This is a genomic window from Nonomuraea sp. NPDC047529 (genome assembly GCF_040642995.1).
Lineage (GTDB): Bacteria > Actinomycetota > Actinomycetes > Streptosporangiales > Streptosporangiaceae > Nonomuraea.
The window spans coordinates 106,093-122,579 of record NZ_JBEYTJ010000023.1; the positions used below are offsets into that span (position 1 = coordinate 106,093).

Annotated in this window: 14 protein-coding genes; 7 read left to right on the forward strand and 7 right to left on the reverse strand. The window is 72.2% G+C overall.

Going from position 1 to position 16,487, the window contains the following annotated elements; translation table 11 throughout:
• The first annotated feature begins 2 nt into the window (after window positions 1–2).
• Together ABZ815_RS31240 and ABZ815_RS31245 are read left to right on the forward strand one after the other, a co-directional pair.
• Window positions 3–1,778, forward strand: coding sequence for an ABC transporter ATP-binding protein (locus tag ABZ815_RS31240; protein WP_357704211.1), 1,776 nt, complete (start codon window positions 3–5; stop codon window positions 1,776–1,778).
• Between the two features lie 27 nt (window positions 1,779–1,805).
• Window positions 1,806–2,669: a hypothetical protein gene (locus ABZ815_RS31245; RefSeq protein WP_357704213.1), complete on the forward strand. Its 864-nt coding sequence runs from the start codon at window positions 1,806–1,808 to the stop codon at window positions 2,667–2,669.
• On the opposite strand, the gene ABZ815_RS31250 is transcribed toward ABZ815_RS31245, so the two are convergent.
• Window positions 2,666–4,732: a DPP IV N-terminal domain-containing protein gene (locus tag ABZ815_RS31250; protein WP_357704215.1), complete on the reverse strand. Its 2,067-nt coding sequence runs from the start codon at window positions 4,730–4,732 to the stop codon at window positions 2,666–2,668. The genes ABZ815_RS31245 and ABZ815_RS31250 overlap by 4 nt on opposite strands.
• 44 nt (window positions 4,733–4,776) lie before the next feature.
• On the opposite strand from ABZ815_RS31250, the gene mshB reads away from it, so the two are divergent.
• The 3 genes from mshB to ABZ815_RS31265 are packed head-to-tail and all read left to right on the forward strand — an operon-like array spanning window position 4,777 to window position 6,649.
• Window positions 4,777–5,706, forward strand: coding sequence for an N-acetyl-1-D-myo-inositol-2-amino-2-deoxy-alpha-D-glucopyranoside deacetylase (gene mshB, locus ABZ815_RS31255; protein WP_357704217.1), 930 nt, complete (start codon window positions 4,777–4,779; stop codon window positions 5,704–5,706).
• An 11-nt stretch (window positions 5,707–5,717) separates the two neighbouring features.
• A complete protein-coding gene (locus ABZ815_RS31260; RefSeq protein ID WP_357704219.1) occupies window positions 5,718–6,137 on the forward strand; it encodes a DUF6113 family protein in 420 nt (139 codons plus the stop codon).
• 17 nt (window positions 6,138–6,154) lie between these two features.
• Complete coding sequence (locus ABZ815_RS31265) at window positions 6,155–6,649, forward strand: flavin reductase family protein (RefSeq protein ID WP_357704221.1); 495 nt, start codon at window positions 6,155–6,157, stop codon at window positions 6,647–6,649.
• A gap of 159 nt (window positions 6,650–6,808) precedes the next feature.
• Here the strand turns inward: ABZ815_RS31265 and ABZ815_RS31270 are convergent, their stop codons facing one another.
• Complete coding sequence (locus tag ABZ815_RS31270) at window positions 6,809–7,408, reverse strand: TetR family transcriptional regulator (protein WP_357704223.1); 600 nt, start codon at window positions 7,406–7,408, stop codon at window positions 6,809–6,811.
• A gap of 53 nt (window positions 7,409–7,461) precedes the next feature.
• On the opposite strand from ABZ815_RS31270, the gene ABZ815_RS31275 reads away from it, so the two are divergent.
• Window positions 7,462–7,803, forward strand: a complete 342-nt coding sequence (locus ABZ815_RS31275; protein WP_357704225.1) for a hypothetical protein — start codon at window positions 7,462–7,464, stop codon at window positions 7,801–7,803.
• 299 nt (window positions 7,804–8,102) lie between these two features.
• On the opposite strand, the gene ABZ815_RS31280 is transcribed toward ABZ815_RS31275, so the two are convergent.
• Complete coding sequence (locus ABZ815_RS31280) at window positions 8,103–9,062, reverse strand: hypothetical protein (protein WP_357704227.1); 960 nt, start codon at window positions 9,060–9,062, stop codon at window positions 8,103–8,105.
• A gap of 75 nt (window positions 9,063–9,137) precedes the next feature.
• On the opposite strand from ABZ815_RS31280, the gene ABZ815_RS31285 reads away from it, so the two are divergent.
• A complete protein-coding gene (locus ABZ815_RS31285) occupies window positions 9,138–9,563 on the forward strand; it encodes a hypothetical protein (RefSeq protein WP_357704229.1) in 426 nt (141 codons plus the stop codon).
• A 15-nt stretch (window positions 9,564–9,578) separates the two neighbouring features.
• Here the strand turns inward: ABZ815_RS31285 and ABZ815_RS31290 are convergent, their stop codons facing one another.
• The 4 genes from ABZ815_RS31290 to ABZ815_RS31305 all read right to left on the reverse strand — a co-directional run bounded on the left by ABZ815_RS31290 (window position 9,579) and on the right by ABZ815_RS31305 (window position 16,460).
• Window positions 9,579–10,430, reverse strand: coding sequence for a hypothetical protein (locus ABZ815_RS31290; protein WP_357704231.1), 852 nt, complete (start codon window positions 10,428–10,430; stop codon window positions 9,579–9,581).
• A gap of 276 nt (window positions 10,431–10,706) precedes the next feature.
• Window positions 10,707–13,193 (reverse strand): penicillin acylase family protein, encoded by a 2,487-nt coding sequence (locus tag ABZ815_RS31295; RefSeq protein WP_357704233.1) that lies wholly within the window; start codon window positions 13,191–13,193, stop codon window positions 10,707–10,709.
• 119 nt (window positions 13,194–13,312) lie between these two features.
• A complete protein-coding gene (locus ABZ815_RS31300) occupies window positions 13,313–14,599 on the reverse strand; it encodes a cysteine--tRNA ligase (RefSeq protein WP_357704235.1) in 1,287 nt (428 codons plus the stop codon).
• A 16-nt stretch (window positions 14,600–14,615) separates the two neighbouring features.
• Window positions 14,616–16,460, reverse strand: a complete 1,845-nt coding sequence (locus ABZ815_RS31305; protein WP_357704237.1) for a sigma factor-like helix-turn-helix DNA-binding protein — start codon at window positions 16,458–16,460, stop codon at window positions 14,616–14,618.
• Window positions 16,461–16,487 lie beyond the last annotated feature (27 nt).

A 16,487-nucleotide genomic window follows, 5' to 3' on the forward strand; every position in this document is an offset into this window, starting at 1 on the left:
CCATGGCCCGCGAGATCCTGCCGGTCGCCGACCGGAAACAGGTACGCGCCTACGCGCGCAGGCTGACGCTGAAGTACCCGCGGCAGCTCACTGTCGCGCTGGCCCTGCACGGCCTGGCCGCCGTCGCCGGGCTCGTCGTGCCGTGGCAGCTCGGCAGCCTGGTCCAGACCGTCCAGGACGGCGGCGAGGTCAACGGGCTGCTCGTGGCCGCCGTCATCGGCGCGTTCCTCTTCCTCCAGGGCCTGCTGATCCGCTTCGCCGTGCTGGCCTCGGCCAGGCTGGGCGAGAAGGTGCTGGCCGAGCTGCGCGAGGAGTTCGTCGACCGGGTGCTCGGCCTGCCGCTGTCCACGGTCGAGCGGGCCGGCGCGGGCGACCTGATCACCCGTACGTCCCGCGACGTCGACTCCCTGTCCAGGACCGTCCGGCACGCCGTGCCCGAGACGCTCATCGCGCTGGTCACCTTCGTGATCACTGTGGGCGCGCTGGTGCTGGTCAGCCCGTTGCTCATGCTGCCGATGCTCGTCGCCGGCCCGCTGATCTGGTTCGCGACCCGCTGGTACCTGAAGCGGGCGCGCGACGGCTACCTGCGCGAGAACGCCGCGTACGCCGACATGACCGAAGGGCTGGCCGAGACCGTCGAGGGCGCCAGGGCCGTGGAGGCGCTGGGCCTGCAGGAACGCCGTCGCCGGCGCACCGACGGCGACATCGGCCGCTCCTACGCCGCCGAGCGGTACACCCTCGGCCTGCGGACGATCTGGTTCCCCGCCGTCGAGCTGGGCTACGTGATCCCGGTGGTCTCGACGCTGCTGGTCGGCGGCCTGTTCTACACCAACGACTGGGTGACGCTCCAGCAGGTCACCGCCGCCGTCGTCTACGCCCAGCAGCTCATCGACCCGCTCGACCGGTTCCTGATGTGGATCGACGAGCTCCAGGTGGGCGGCGCGGCCATGGCCCGGCTGCTCGGCGTGGCCAACGTGCCCGACGACCGCGAGCCCTCCGCCGCCCGCCCGTCCGGCGAGCTGCTGAAGGCCGACGACGTCCGGTACGCCTACCGCGAGGGCCGCGACGTGCTGCACGGCGTGTCGCTGACCGTCGAGCAGGGCGAGCGGCTGGCCATGGTCGGCCCGTCCGGGGCGGGCAAGTCCACCCTCGGACGGCTGCTGGCCGGCATCCACGGGCCGCGTACCGGCGAGGTCAGCGTGGGCGGCGTGCCGCTGGTCGACCTGCCGCTCGACGACCTGCGCGGGCACGTCGCGCTGGTCACCCAGGAGCACCACGTCTTCAAGGGCACCGTCCGCGACAACCTGCTGATCGCCCGCCCCGACGCGGACGACGCGGCGGTGCGCGCGGCGCTGGCCGCGGTCGACGCGCTCGACTGGGTGGACGGCCTGCCCGAAGGGCTGGAGACCGAGGTCGGGTCCGGCGGCACGGCCGTGCCGCCCGCCCAGGCCCAGCAGCTCGCCCTGGCGCGGCTGGTCCTCGCCGACCCGCACACGCTGGTGCTCGACGAGGCCACCTCGCTGATCGACCCGCGGGCCGCGCGGAACCTGGAACGCTCGCTGGCGGCCGTCCTGGAGGGCCGTACGGTGATCGCCATCGCCCACCGGCTGTACACCGCGCACGACGCCGACCGGGTGGCCGTCGTGGAAGACGGCCGGATCATCGAGCTGGGCCCGCACGACGAGCTGGTCGCCGAGGGCGGCTCGTACGCGGCCCTGTGGGCGAGCTGGCACGGCACCCCCGCCGCCCCTCAGGCGACGCCCGGGGGGTTGCGGTGATCGTCCGGCGCTGTCAGCATCGTCGGAGTGAGCACCTGGCAGCGCGCCTGGGAAGGCGTGCTCGGACTCCTCGCCGTCCTGGGCCTGGCGCTGGTCCTGATCACCACGCGCAGTGAGCTCGTCCTCGACATCCTCGCCCAGACCGGGCAGCTCGGACTGATCGTCATGGGGTTCGGCCTGTCGCTGCGCACCGGCACGCCCAACCTCGCCGTGGGCGCGGTCGCCGCCGCGAGCGGCGCCTTCGTGGCGTCCACGGCGACCGCGGGGGTGCCGCTGCCGCTGGCGATGCTGCTCGCGTTCGTGCTCGCCGGGCTCGCGGGGGTCGCCATGAGCGTGTTCACGATGGTGTTGTCCGCCCCGGCCTGGGCCGTCACGCTCGGGGCCGCCGTCGTGTGCGAGGCCCTGGTCGTCGCGCTGCTCGGCGGCGGGACGATCCCCCTGGAGACCGCCGCGCTCTATCCCGGCCCGCTCGGGTTCGCCGTGTTCGCGGTCGTCTCGATCGCCGGCGGCCTGCTGTGGACCCGGCAGGAGGTGCGCAAGGACCTGGGCGCCGGCTGGCCCGGCGCGGTGCTCGGGCTCGCCGGGTCGAGCATGCTCGCCGCCGCGGGCGGCATCGCGCTGCTGCTGCGCCTCGGCGCGGCGACCCCCGGCAGCCAGGGGCTCTACAGCACCGTGTTCGCGCTCGCCGCCGTCCTCCTCGGAGGCACCAGCCCGTACGGCGAGCGCGCCGGCGTCGCGGGCACCGTGCTCGGCGTGCTGATCCTGGCCGTCGCGCAGGGCCTGCTCGCCTACCTCGGCGCCCCTGTGTGGGTGTTCATGCTGGTCATGGGGATGGTCGTGCTGATCGGCCTGGGGGCGTCGAGGCTGCTCGACGCCCTCCGGGCCGCCTAGCCCAGCGCCTTCTTCAGGAAGTCGACCTGGAGCAGGAGCAGGTTCTCGGCGACGACCTCCTGGGGCGTCATGTGCGTCACGCCCGAGAGCGGCAGCACGCTGTGCTGGCGACCGGCCGCGAGCAGGGCCGAGGACAGGCGCAGCGTGTGGGCGGCCACCACGTTGTCGTCGGCCAGGCCGTGGACCAGCAGCAGCGGGCGTTCGAGCTTGGGCGCGTCGGCGAACAGCGAGGAGTTGTCGTAGACCTCGGGCTGCTCGTCGGGGTGGCCCAGGTAGCGCTCGGTGTAGCAGGTGTCGTAGAGCCGCCAGTCGGTCACCGGCGCGCCGGCCACCGCCGCGTGGAACACGTCGGGACGCCGCAGCACGGCGAGCGCGGCCAGGAAGCCGCCGAAGGACCAGCCGCGGATGGCCACCCTCGACAGGTCGAGGTCGTCGGGGTACTGCTCGGCCACGCCCTGCAGGGCGTCGATCTGGTCCTCAAGGGCCGGGGTCGCCAGGTCGCCCAGCACCGCCCGCTCGAACGCGGGACCGCGGCCCGGCGTGCCGCGGCCGTCGGCCACGATCACGGCGAAGCCCTGCTCGGCGAACCACTGGCTCTCCAGGAACGCGCCGCGCCGGTTGAGCACCCGCTGGGCGTGCGGGCCGCCGTACGGGTCCATCAGGACCGGCAGCCTGCCCGAGCCCTGCTCGTACCAGGATGGCAGCACCACGGCCGTGGCCAGCTCCCGGCGGCCCGAACGCCCCAGCGACACCCGCAGGTCGAGCCCGGGACGCTCGGCGTACGACGGGATCGGGACCGCCATGCCGTCGCGCCGCACCACCGTGGTCGAGACGCCCTCGGCGTCGAGGCTCTGCTCCGACAGCACACCGACGCCGCCGGACATCCGCCCCGAGAACACCCCGGAACGGGTCGAGACCGGCAGCAGCGAGTGGCCGTCCCAGGTCCACAGATGGACGTCGGTCGGGTCGCCGCCGCTCGCGCTGAACAGCACGCTGTCGTGGTCGACGTCGAGCACCGACCGCACCTGGAGGGTGGGCGGCGTGACCGCGCGGTCGCCGACGAACAGCCGGTGCCCGCCCTCGGACGTGGCCACCCAGACCAGCGAGCCGTCGTCGAGGTGGGCGGGCACGCCGGTCACGATGTCGACCCAGGCCGGGTCGGTGTCCTCGCGGACCGGCGTGGACCGGCCGGTCGCCGGGTCGACGGAGAACAGCCGCAACGTCTTCTGGTCGCGCGTCATCGTCACGATCGACAGCGCGTGGTCGTCCCAGGCGGCCGTCGTCAGGTACTCCTCCTCGTACGGCACCGCCACCCGCGACCCGTCGAGCCCGAGCACGAACAGCTCGGTGCGGGCGTTGGGCGTGCCCGCCGCCGGGTAGCGCTGGGCGACGGCCGGACGGGAGGGGTTGGCCGGGTCGGCGATGTACCAGGTGTCGACCGGCTCCTCGTCGGCCCGCTCGACCAGCAGCGCGTCGCCCGACGGGGACCACCAGTAGCCGCGCATCCGGTCCATCTCCTCGGCGGCGATGAACTCGGCCAGGCCGTAGGTGACGGTCGGCGACTCCGGCGTGGCGAGCACCTGGCCGCGCCCCGAGGCGAGGTCCTGGACGTACAGCGCGCCGCCGGTGACGTAGGCGACCTGCCGCCCGTCGGGGGACAGCCGGGGGTCGACGACCGCGCCCGGCGTCTCCAGCCTGCGGCTCTCGCCGCTCGCCAGCTCGACGACGTAGAGCCCGCCGGACAGGGCGAAGGCCGCCCTGGTCAGCGCCGCGTCGGGGCCGTAGGCCACCACGCCGCCCGCGGCCTCACGGCTGCGCTCGCGCCGCGCGCGCTCCTCCGGCGGCAGGTCCTCGTCGTCGGCGTGGAGGGTACGGGGGTCGACCACCAGGCGTTCGACGTGGGTTTCGGTGTCGAGCTCCCACAGGCAGGTGACCGGGTCGGTGCCGGATTTCGTGCGCAGGAAGACCACTCGTCCGCCGTCGGGCGAGATCGTGAACCCCCTGGGCACTCCCAGGGTGAACCGGCGGGTCCTTGCCGACAGTCGCGGGAAGCTCTCACTCATGGGCTCAATCCTGCCAGTATCCAGCCATTGTTACGCTCATGACTATGACTGATCGACGCCTGCTGCTCGTGCACGCCCATCCGGATGACGAGTCGATCGGCACCGGCGCGACCATGGCCAAATACGTCGCGGAAGGCGCCCACGTCACGCTGGTGACCTGCACGCTCGGAGAGGAGGGCGAGGTCATTCCCGCCGACCTCGCCCACCTGGCGGCCGACCGCGACGACCTGCTCGGGCCGTACCGGATCGGCGAGCTGGCGGCCGCCTGCCAGGCGCTCGGCGTCGAGGACCACCGCTTCCTCGGCACGCCGGGCCGCTGGCGCGACTCCGGCATGATGGGCGTCGCCTCCAACGACCGGCCGAACGCCTTCTGGCAGGCCGACCTCGACGACGCGGCCGGCGAGCTGGTCAAGGTCATCCGCGAGGTGCGCCCGCAGGTGCTGGTGACGTACGACGCCAACGGCTTCTACGGCCATCCCGACCACATCCAGGCCCACCGGGTGGCCCGCCGCGCCTTCGAGCTGGCCGCCAAGCCCGACTACGTCCCGGGTGGCCGTCCGGCCCCGCGCCAGGACGAGCCGTGGCAGATCGCGAAGTTCTACCACACGGCCGTGCCCAGGTCCGTCATGCGGCGCACGGCCGAGGCGATGCGCGACTCGGGCAACGGCTTCCTCGTCGAGGACGTCGACGACGTGCCCTTCGGCAGCCCCGACGAGGACATCACCACCGAGATCGACGCCCGCCCCTGGGTCGGCAACAAGCGGGAGGCCATGCGCGCCCACGCCACCCAGATCACCGTGGACGGCCCGTGGTACGCCCTGTCCAACAACATCGGGCAGGAGGTGCTCGGCGTGGAGCACTTCGTCCTGGCCATCGGCGTGCCCGGCCGGCCGGTGCCAGGACCGCCCGTCGACGCCGGGGGGCTCGGCGAGCCGCACAACCGCGAGAACGATCTCTTCGCGGGCATCCACTAACCTCGTTGCCCATGGAGCATCGCAGCCAGACGGAGTCGGCGCTGGGCGGGGCGGCGTACGGCATGCTGTTCGTGCTGGGTGTCGTGCTCGGGGTCGTGGGCGGGTTCACGCACGCCCAGGACCAGCACGGCGCCGTGCCGTGGGCGGCGATCGGGTGGGTGCTGGCGCTGTTCCTGATCCCGCTGGGGGCGGGCAGGCTCATGCGGACGAAGCTGGCGGCGTTCGCGACCGGGCTAGGCTGGCTGCTGGTCACGATGCCGTTCACGCTCCAGCTCAGCGCCGGGGATCTGGTGATCTCCCAGGGGGCCGCGGGGTATGTCTACCTGTATGGCGGATTGCTGGCTCTCGTGGTGGCGTTCATGTTCTCGCCCTCATCGGGTGGGGGATCGTGGTTGTTGCGGGGATACCCACCTCCAAAGAATCCGACGTAGAGGCATAAAGTAACGTCGTGCATTCCATAGAGCGGCATGTGGACCCGGGAAACTACCGTAAGGTCGTCGGCCGCTTCGCCACGGGAGTCGCGATCGTCACGACCCGGCTCGACGGCGTGGACCACGCGATGACCGTCAACTCCTTCACGTCGGTGTCCCTCGACCCCCTGCTCGTGCTGTTCTGCGCCGAGAAGGTGGCCCGTTTCCACGACGCGGTGATCGAGGCCGGGGTGTGGGGGGTGTCGGTGCTGCACGCCTCCATGGAGGACGTCTCCCGTTTCTTCGCCCATCGCGGCCGTCCGCTGAACGGGCAACTGTCCCGGTGGGAGCACCATCGCGGGGACTCGGGGGTGGCCCTGTTCACGGGCGCCCTGGCCACGGTGGAGGTCGCCACGACGGCGGTGTACGACGGCGGGGACCACTCGATCGTGCTCGGCCGGGTGACGGCTCTCGGCACCCCGGCGGACGGGCCTCCGCTGCTGTACCACGACGGCCGCTACAAGAACCTCTGACCCCACGGCCCCGCCCGACCTGCCTGACCCCACGGCCCCGCGTGATCCCGCGGCGCCTGATCCCACGGGCGGCGGCCCGCGTGGTGCGGAGGCCCGTGCCGGGCAAGGACGGGTCGCTTCGGTCAGGGGCGGGGCGTCGCGGTCAACGCGTCTGTCCCGTCAAGGGTGGGTGTGCTCGTCGAGGGCGGCGGACAGGAGGGCCCGCGCCGACCGGCGCATGGTGTCGGCCGCCTGCCGGTGGGTGAGCCCGGCGATGTCGGTGAGCCAGACCAGCGACTCGATGCCGGTGGCCGAGCGGATCGCCACGGCCAGGCGGTGGACGTCCAGGCCGGGGTGGGTGTCGCGGAGCGGGACCAGGGCGTCCTCGATCCAGCCGATGGCGCGGCCGCCGCGCAGGTGCGGCTGGGCGGCACCAGGTTGCAGGGACAGCCGCAGCGAGGTGCGCAACTGCGGTTCCCAGTCGAGGGTGAGCTGCGTGAAGGCGGCCATCACCAGGTCCAGCCGGGCCACGGGGTCGGCGGGCGGGTCCGCGGGGAGCAGGGAGGCCTGCTCGATCTGGGGGTGGGCGGCGGCCAGCAGGGCGTACTGGTTGGGGAAATACCGGTAGGCCGTGGTGCGGGAGATGCCGGCCGCGGCGGCGGCGTCCTCGACGGCGGGGTCGGCGCCGTCGGCCAGCAGGCGGCGGGCGGCCTCGACCAGGGCTGCGCGGGTGCGGGCCTTCTGCCGGTGGCGGCCGGTCTGCTCATATGGTACCGACATGCCCATCATGGTACCGTCGTCCCATGTAGCTGACTCGCCCTGTGAGGTGGTCCATGAGCGCCGATCCCACTTCGACGAACCCCGAGCTCTACACGGTGGTCTTCGAGAACGCGCGCGTCCGGGTCCTGCGCTACCGGGACCGTCCTGGGGACGCGACCAGCCCGCACGGCCATCCCGACAGCGTGATGATCACGTTGTCGTCCTTCACCCGCCGTCTGGCCTCGGGCGGGCAGCAGGTCGAGCTGGCCCTGGAGGCGGGGCAGGCCCGGTGGCTCGGCGCCCAGGAGCACGCCGGGCGGAACATCGGCGACACCGAGACCCACGCGATCTTCGTCGAGCTCAAGGAAGGGGCGGGCGACGTCCCCGCCGGAGCGCCGCTCGGCCCTGATCTGTGAGACACACCCCGCCAAGGCGGGCCGCCCCAGGGAGCCGTCACCGTCCGCCACTGTCGTCGGCCCGGACGTCACCGTAACCGCACCGGCCCGGACGCCACCGGTACCCGCCTGACACCGAGGTCGCCGTCACCGACGGTGGCCCGTGCCCGGCACGTCATCACCGGTCCGCCACCGTGGGCGGGACCTGCCAGGGCGACGGTCTGGCGCACGGGCGGGCTTCCTGGTCACGGTCCGGGGGCGGACATGGGGCCGGGCCAGGCGTTTGTGCCTGGCCCGGGGTGAAGCGTGGTGTCGGTCGGTTACTGGGTGGGGGTCTCCGGCGGCGTGGGGGTGTCGGTGGGGGAGCCGGTGTCCGACGAGGTCGCGGTCGGGGTCTCGGAGGGGAGGTCCGTCGGCGGCGCGCACGTCGGGATGTCCGTCGGTGCGCCCGTGGGGACGTCCGTCGGTACGTCGGTCGGCACGTTTGTCGGGTTGTCGGTCGGGACGCTCGGCGTCGGCGTCGGGGTGGGGGTCGGGGTGTCGGTCGCCGGTGGGGCGGCCTGGGCCTGCGCCTCCGGCATCTCCGGGGTCTCCGAGACCGAGGTCGACGGCGTGGCGGTCGGCGGTTCGGGGGGTGGGAGGGTGTCCGTCGGCGGGGCGGGCTGACAGGTGAACGTCACCGTCTCGGTCGGCCCCGGCACGGTCACCGTCGGGCCGGGCACGGTCACGGTGGGACCGGGCTGGGTGACCGTGGCGGTCACCGTCGCCTGCTCGGTCACCGTGGACGTCACGGTCGCCGTCGCACTCGGCGCGGCCGTGGCGGTCGGTGAGACCGTCACGGTGCGGGTCGGCCAGGGCAGCGGCTGGACCTTGACGGCCGGCTTGCCCCTCGCCTTGTACGTGCCCTTGCCCAGCTTCTTCGTGGTCGCCCCGGCCCCGGTGGTGACGGGGACCTGGGCGGTGGCGCTCTTGCAGGACTTGCTCCTGCACACCTTCTGCTTCACGGTGAAGCGGGCCGCACCCTCGTACTTGACGGATACATTCAAGTACGAGACGCCCTTCTTCTTGACCACCTTCGTCGTGGCGGTGTAATCCCCGACCGTGGGTGTCGCCGTCGGTGTTGCCGTCGGGGTCGCGGCGACGGGTAACGCCACCTGCGCGCCGGAGGGAGAATCGGTGGATCGTAGGGGATCGGTGGCTGACGTCTGGGTGATCGCGACTCCGCCGGCTCCGGCCAGTGCAACGGTGCCGAGCAGCGCGCCCAGGATGGAAAATCTCATAATCCTGCTCTTGTGGGAGATTTCAGGACGCAGATCATTATTCCGACTTGTCAAGATTGGTCAAGACTGAGACGCATGAACAGGCGCTATCGGTTCCGGCGGGTGGTGAACTATCTGAACCTCGCCACCCCGCTCGGCCTACTGATCTCGATCGTCGGCGGCGCGGCCCGCCAACCCGGCCCCGACGGGCTCATCCTCGCCTTCGGCTACCGCTACCGCTTCCCCGTCGCGGGCGCGTTCACGGTGGGGAACGTCGTCCTGACCAGGCACAACTGGCTGGACGACCGGCTCATCCGGCACGAAGGACGGCACGCCACCCAGTGGGCCTGCTGCGTCGGGCTGCCGATGCTCCCGCTCTACCTGCTGGCCATGCTGATGTCGGTCGTCGTGTGCGGGCATCAGGCGTCGTACAACGTGTTCGAGCGGCTGGCCGACCTCGACGACGGTGGATACCCGCGTGCCCCCGTGTGGTGGCGGAGGGCGCGACGGCATAACGGCTGACCCATTCCCGCGTCCTCAAAGTTTCTCCTGGGTGAGGCCGGGTCTGAGCCGGCCCAGGGCGATCGCGACGATGGCGAGACCCGAGATCGCGCCGGCGGACGACACCGACGCCGTGGACGGCCCCACGACCGCGACCCCGGCCACGGCCAGGCCGGACACCAGCGCGGCCACCGCGACGTACGCCCAGGTGGCCAGGCGTACGGCCCTCAGCCGCGCGCCCTCGGCCGGGAGCGTGCGGGACAGCAGCCAGGACAGGGCCGGCAGGAGGAGCACCCCGTGCATGAGCACGGCGTGGGCCGGCTTGAGCGCGGTGGCCACCGTGTAGGCGAGCTGCTGGTTGCCCGTCACCACCTCGACCACGCCACGGGCGATCATGATACCGCCGAACACCATGGACGCCAGCAGCGTGGCGAAACCGGCCCGCACGGCCAGCCGGGTGCTCGGGGCGACCTCCGGAGCCGGGCGGAAGGCGGCGATCGTCATGGTGATCGCGATGACGATGAGCGTGACGCCGAACGCGGCCAGCGTGCGGGCGATGGCCGTGTCGAGGGGGGTCTCCATGTTGAAGTGGGACGGCACCCCGCGCCACGCCTGAAGGGTGATCAGGGCCACCTCGACCGTGGAGGCCACCGCGAACGCCCCGAGGACGAGGGGACGGGCGCGCAGCCGTAACCACTGGGACACCCAGGTCAGGGTCAGCACGCTCAACCCGAACGACACCCCGAACGTGAACGGCTTGCGCCACGACACGGCCCCCTCCCACGGACCGCCCGCCACGACGAGCACGCCCAGGTGTGCCAGGCCCACGAGCAGGAGGAAGACCCCGACGGAGTACCAGAGGCGATCGGAGTACCGGAGGCGAGTCATGCGGCCATGCTGACAGCGGCGGGTTCGCCTGCGCGTCGGACCACGGTCTGGCCTTCGACTACAACCACGGTCGTACATCGGACGCGCCGACCGGAACGCGCGCCCCCGGACGCACGAGCGGGGTGCCGACACTCAGGCGCGGCCCAGGGTTTCGGTCCCGCCGCCCGGAACTCGCGGTCGGGAGGCGCGGCTCGCGGAACTCGGGCGGGAAATGGGCGCCGGCCCCGGGGCGGGGGCCGGCGCGGTGGGTCAGGGGTGAGGGTCAGGGGGTGAGGGTCAGGGGGTGAGGGTGAGGGTGTGGGTGGCGGCGTTCTTGACGGACTCGGGCTTGGAGTACATCGGGAGGAGGTCGCCTCGGGCCCAGGATTCGGCCTGGTCCCAGTAGTTGTCGTGGAAGGCGTGTCCCGAGGCGCCCGTCAGGTTGATCCAGCGGGACTTGTCCAGGTCCGACAGGTCCACGACCATGCGCATCGACGGCACCGCGGTGACCCCGTACCCCTTCTGCACGTTCCACCCGGTCGCGTTCACCGCGTCCTTGTTGCCCGGGACGGCGAACGGGCCGCGGTTGAACAGCGCCTCCACCGGCGCGAGGCCCGAGGTGCCGAGCGTGCCGTTGACCAGTTCGAGCTGGTGCAGATCGCCCCACTTCCAGGACTTGACGTCCGTGCCGAACAGCTCGGACAGCTCCTGGTACGCCGAGGCCATCGCCTGCCGCAGCATGTCGTCGCGGGTCTCGGTGAGGTTCTTGGTGGTCACGTCGTCCCAGAAGGGGTCCTCGGGGGCGGTGAGGAGGTTGGCGACGACGTCGTACCAGCGGTCGCCGCCGGCGGGCCACACCTGCTCGGGGAGGTCGTCGTCGAACGTGAGCATGAGCAGGTGCCGCCACACCGCGTTGTAGTAGGCGGCGGGCGCGGAGTCGAGCCCCTGGGAGTGGTCCCAGTTCCTGAGCAGCTCGCGGGCCTGGCGGGCGGACCCGGCCAGGTCCACCTGCAGCAGCGCGGGCACCAGCGTCTCGGCGAACTCGTTGGAGGTGTCCTGCTGGATGTCCGACATCGTCCCGGCGTCGATCTTGCCCTTCGCGATCGCGTTCTCGACGAGCTCGCGGATGCGCTGGGAGCGGTAGCCGTAGGACCAGTCCTTGGTCAGCAGCGGCTTGTAGCGGCGGGGGTCGATGACGGCGTTGTTGGCCGTGACGATGAACCCGTCGGCCGGGTCCTCCAGCGTGGGGAGCTGGTCGTAGGGGATGGGCTCGGCCTTCCAGTCGTACTCGCCCGTCCAGCCGGGCACCGGCCAGGTGCCGTCGCCCTTCTCCCGTACGGGGATGCGCCCGGGCGCCTGGTAGCCGATCTTGCCGCTGGTGTCGGCGTAGATCAGGTTCTGGGACGGCACCTCGAACAGCGCCGCCGCCGACCGGAACTCGGGCCAGTCGCCCGCCTTGTTGAGCGCGAAGATCGCGTCCACGGTCCTGCCAGGGGTGAGCGCGGTCCATTGGAGCGCCACGGCGTTCGCCTCGCCGCTGGGCCGGGCGTCCTCCATCACCTCGTTGATCAGCGGACCGTGCCGGGTGCTCTTCACGGTGATCGTGACGGGGTCGCCGCCCGCCACCTTGATCTGCTCCTGTCTGGTCTCCAGCTTCACCTGCTCGCCCTTGTACAGGTACGTGTCGCCGTCCACCTTCTCCAGGAAGAGGTCGGCCACGTCGGGACCGAGGTTCGTGAACCCCCACGAGATCTTGTCGTTGTGCCCGATGATCACGCCGGGCACGCCGGAGAAGGTGAACCCGGTGACGTCGTACGGGCACTGCGCGGACAACGTCCTGCAGTGCAGCCCGGCCTGGTACCAGACGGACGGCATCTGCGGCGACAGGTGCGGGTCGTTGGCCAGCAGCGGCTTGCCGCTGGTGGTGTGCCGGCCGGAGACCACCCAGGAGTTGGACCCGATGCCCTCGCGCTCCTCGCTGCTCATCGTGCTGGGCACGGCGTCCAGCGTCGCGGCGGCCTGGGAGAGCGCGCGCACGCCGCCGGTCTGCGGCTCGGCCCGCTGGTCGTAGCGGCCCTGGGAGAGCGCGCCCTCGCCGACGATCGGGGCGTGCCGGTCGTACGGGTAGCCGGGGTAGAGCTGGTCGACGCGCTCCTTGGGCAGCTTGGTCAGCGCCAGGGCGCGGTCGATCTCGTCCTCCATGTTGGAGCGCAGGTCCCAGGCCATGGCCTTGAGCCAGGCGACGGAGTCGACCGCGGTCCACTTCTCCGGCCGGTAGTCGCCGTTCTGCAGCTTGAGCACCGAGTATTCGAGGCTGCGGTCGGAGGCGTTGGGGTTGGCGTCCAGCCAGGCGTTCACGCCCTTCGCGTACGCGGCCAGGAAGTCCTGGGTCTGCCGGTCGAGGCCGGGCAGCTCCTGCTCGGCCACCCTGCGCCAGCCCATGGTCCGCAGCGCCTTGTCGTTGCCGAGCGTGGCCTTGCCGAACAGCTCGGAGAGGCGTCCGGCGGTGGTGTGGCGGCGGAAGTCCATCTCGAAGAACCGGTCCTGGGCGTGGACGAAACCCTGCGCCATGAACAGGTCAGCCGAAGTGTCGGCGTAGATGTGCGGAATCCCCGATTTATCGCGATAAATCTCTACTTTGCCGGTTAGACCGGGCAACCGCAGCGTCCCGTCCAGCTGGGGGAACGATTTCCGTACGGTGTACACCAGGACCCCGGCCAGCACGATCGCCAGCGCGAGAAGCACGGTCAACACCCGGGCGAACCACCGCAAAGGCCACGGCATCCACGCAAAGGGTCTCACCGATACCTCCATCTTGCCGAACTGGAACAAGTCTGGCAGTACCGGCTCACTGCTCCGGCCGTTTCAGGTGGTCGGAGCGCCTTGGGCGGAGTTGCTCCCGATCAGAGGGCCCAGCTCTGCCCCTCGGGCGTGTCGGTGACGCGGACCCCCAGCTCGGCCAGCTCGTCCCGCAGCAGGTCGGCCGCCGCCCAGTCGTTCGCCTCCAGCGCGCGGTCGCGCCGCTCCAGCAGCTCACCGGCCCCGGCGGGCAGCCCCCGGGGCTTGCCGATCTCCGTGGACAGGTCGAGCGCCAGCACCTGGTCCAGGTGCAGGAACGTCTCGAACTTCGACCCGGGCGCCACCGACTCGTCCCGCTCCAGCTCCCGCAGGATCCGCAGCGCCGCCGGGGTGTCCAGGTCGTCGTCGAGGGCGGACTCGACGCGCTCGGCGTACGAGGAGGCCATGGGCGCGCTGGGCGACTCCGACCACTCGGCCACCCGCGCCCGCCACCGCCGGACCGTGCGGTCGGCGGCCCGCAGGACGTCCCAGGTGAGGTCGAGCCGCTGCCGGTAGTGGTGCTCCAGGAAGGCCAGGCGCGCCGCCAGCGGGTCGAGCCCGGCCGCCACCACGTCCGGCAGCAGCACCACGTTCCCCGTGGACCCGGCCGGCTCGCGCCCGTCGAACAGCAGGCTCCCGCCGTGCACCCAGTGGCGCACCACCTCGTGGCCGGTCGCCGCGTCCGACTGGGCGCGTACGTCCTCGTGGTGCGGGAAGAGCAGGCCGGCGTCGCCGAGGTGGAGGTCGATCCGTTCGCCGAGGTGGCGCAGCGACATGGCCGAGCACTCCACGTGCGGGCCCGGGAGGCCACGCCCCCAGGGCGCGTCCCGCCCCTCGTCGCCGTCGGCGGGTAGCCACAGGGCCCAGCCGGACGGCTCGCCGGGCTTGACGTCGTCCAGACGCTTGCCGGAGATCTCCCCGTACGTCGGGAACGTCCGTACGTCGAAGTTCACCGAGCCGTCCGGCGCCGCGTACGCGTGCCCCCGCTCGACGAGCCTGACGATCAGCTCGATCATCGCGTCGACGGTCTCGCTGGAACGCGGGCTGTGCTCCGGCGGCCGGAGGTTGAGCGCGGCCGTGTCGCTCCTGAAGTCGTCCTCGTGCCGGCGGACCAGGTCGGGCCCAGGGCCTTCCCCGGCGAGCGGCCAGAGGTCGGTGACGTTGCGGCACGCCACGACCCGCGTACGCCGCCGCTCCAGCACCCTCCTGACCAGGTCGGACAGCACGTACGTGCGCAGGTCGCCCAGGTGGGCGCGGCGGCCGGGCGCCGGCCCGCACGTGTACATGCGCACCGCCCGCCCGCCCGCGAGCTCCTCGACCTGCCTGGCCCGGGTGTCGTGGATCCGCAACATCACCCGAGCCTAGCCCTCACCCGCCGAGGAAGCCGAGGATGTCCCTGTCCCCGCGCTCGCGGAGCCTGGCCAGCACCTCCTCGCGGGTGGCCGTGTCGGGCACGCCGATGCGGGCCCCGATCAGCCGCAGGCCCTCCATCTCCGAGTGCACCGGAGCGGTGTAGCCGATGAGGTAGAGCGCCCGGTTCAGCGGCGGCATCGCCACGGCGGCCGCGGGCAGGTAGCGGGTCAGCAGCTCGCCGCCGTCGGAGACGGTCAGGAACACGTGGTCGCCCTCGCTCGCCTTGAAGTCGGCCAGCACGTTGCGGATCGACCCCATGGTCGGCTGGTTGTGCCAGCTGATCACCACGTCGCCCGACGGCGTCGAGGCGGTCAGCGAACCGCCGGGAGCCATGCCCAGGTAGGCGGCGAACCCCGTCGGCAGGGGCGAGCCCGAACCGCGCAGGTGCTCGGCGTTGACGTCCACGCGGTGCCACCAGCGGCCGTCGCGGGAGCGGAAGCTGCGCCGCGTCTCGGAGACGTCCTTGCGCGGCTGGTACGGCTCCGACTCCCCGGTGGGCGACGTGCCGGCCACCCTGATCCAGCCCCGCTGCGTGCGCTCGAACCCCGGGCCGCCCGAGTAGGCGCGCACCGAGCTCTCGCTCACGTCGTAGCGGGAGGTCAGGTTCGTCACGATCGTGCTCACCGAGGCCTCGCCGCCGGCCCGCTCGATCTCCCTGGCGATCATCTCCCTGATGCCCAGGTACTCGTCGCCGCCCCACCTGGTCAGCCCGTACTTGTTCCGGTCCACCCGGCGGAAGCGCTCGTCGGCGGTGAGCTGGTTGCGGATGCCGACCAGGCTGTAGTCCTCGCCGATGCGTTCCTGGATCTCCTCGGGCGCCAGCGGCGTGCCCGCCACCGCCAGCACCGCCTCGGCCTTCTCGTTGATGCTGCGCGGCCAGGGCACCACGTGCCGGCCCAGCACGCGAAGCTGCGGCACGGCCAGGATCCACCGCTCGGCGACGTCTTCACGGACGCCGAGCTGGGCCACCATGGACACCGCCTCGCCGAGCGGACGCGGCCCGTCGGCGAAGAGCTGCCGCGTCTTCTCCCGCAGTTCGTCGGCCCCGCCGGAGACCAGCCATCCGTCGGCCTGCTCGTAGCCGGTCAGCAGCGTACGGACGAACCGCCACGCGGGGATGCCCAGCGTGCGCAGGTCGCCGCGGTGCCACGGGACGGCGGCCGCGAGGTCGTCGGCCGGGACCGCGGACCCCAGCCTGCCCCTCAGCCACGCCACGTGCGCCACCAGCGCCGCCGCCTCCGGCGAGCCCAGCCACGCCTCCACGTGGTCGCGCAGGTCACGCTCGATCTGCCTGATCCGCTCGCGCGTGACCGAGAAGCGCTGCGCCAGCTCGTCGAGCGTGGCGCGCTGCGCCGCGTAGAGCCGGTCGCGGGCGATGGCGCGCTGCCGCTCGTCGAGGGCCGCGAACACCGCGTCGATCAGCTCGGGCAGGGGCTTGTCGGGCCTGGACGGGGCGGGCACGGCGGCGGGCGCGGGTTCGAGCAGCCGCTCGAACACACCGCTGAACAGCTTCTGCACCACGTCCTTGCCCAGCGACTCCGGCGTGCGCTCGGCCTCGGCGGGGTCGCTGAAACGCAGCAGCGGCAGGATGTCGCCGAGCAGCAGGTGCCCCCAGCAGGCCACGGCCAGATCGGCCAGGTGACCCGCCACGGTCTGCGTCCCGACGATCGCGCACGCGCGGTCGAGGGGGATCGCCTGCCACCAGGCCTCGGGCAGCTGGGGCTCCTCCACGATCGGCGCGATCTGACCAGGGGAGGTCCAGCGCAGGGGTGGCGCGAGGTCGCTCAGGCTGAGGTTCATTGAGGTCCAACCGGCAAAGGGAAGATA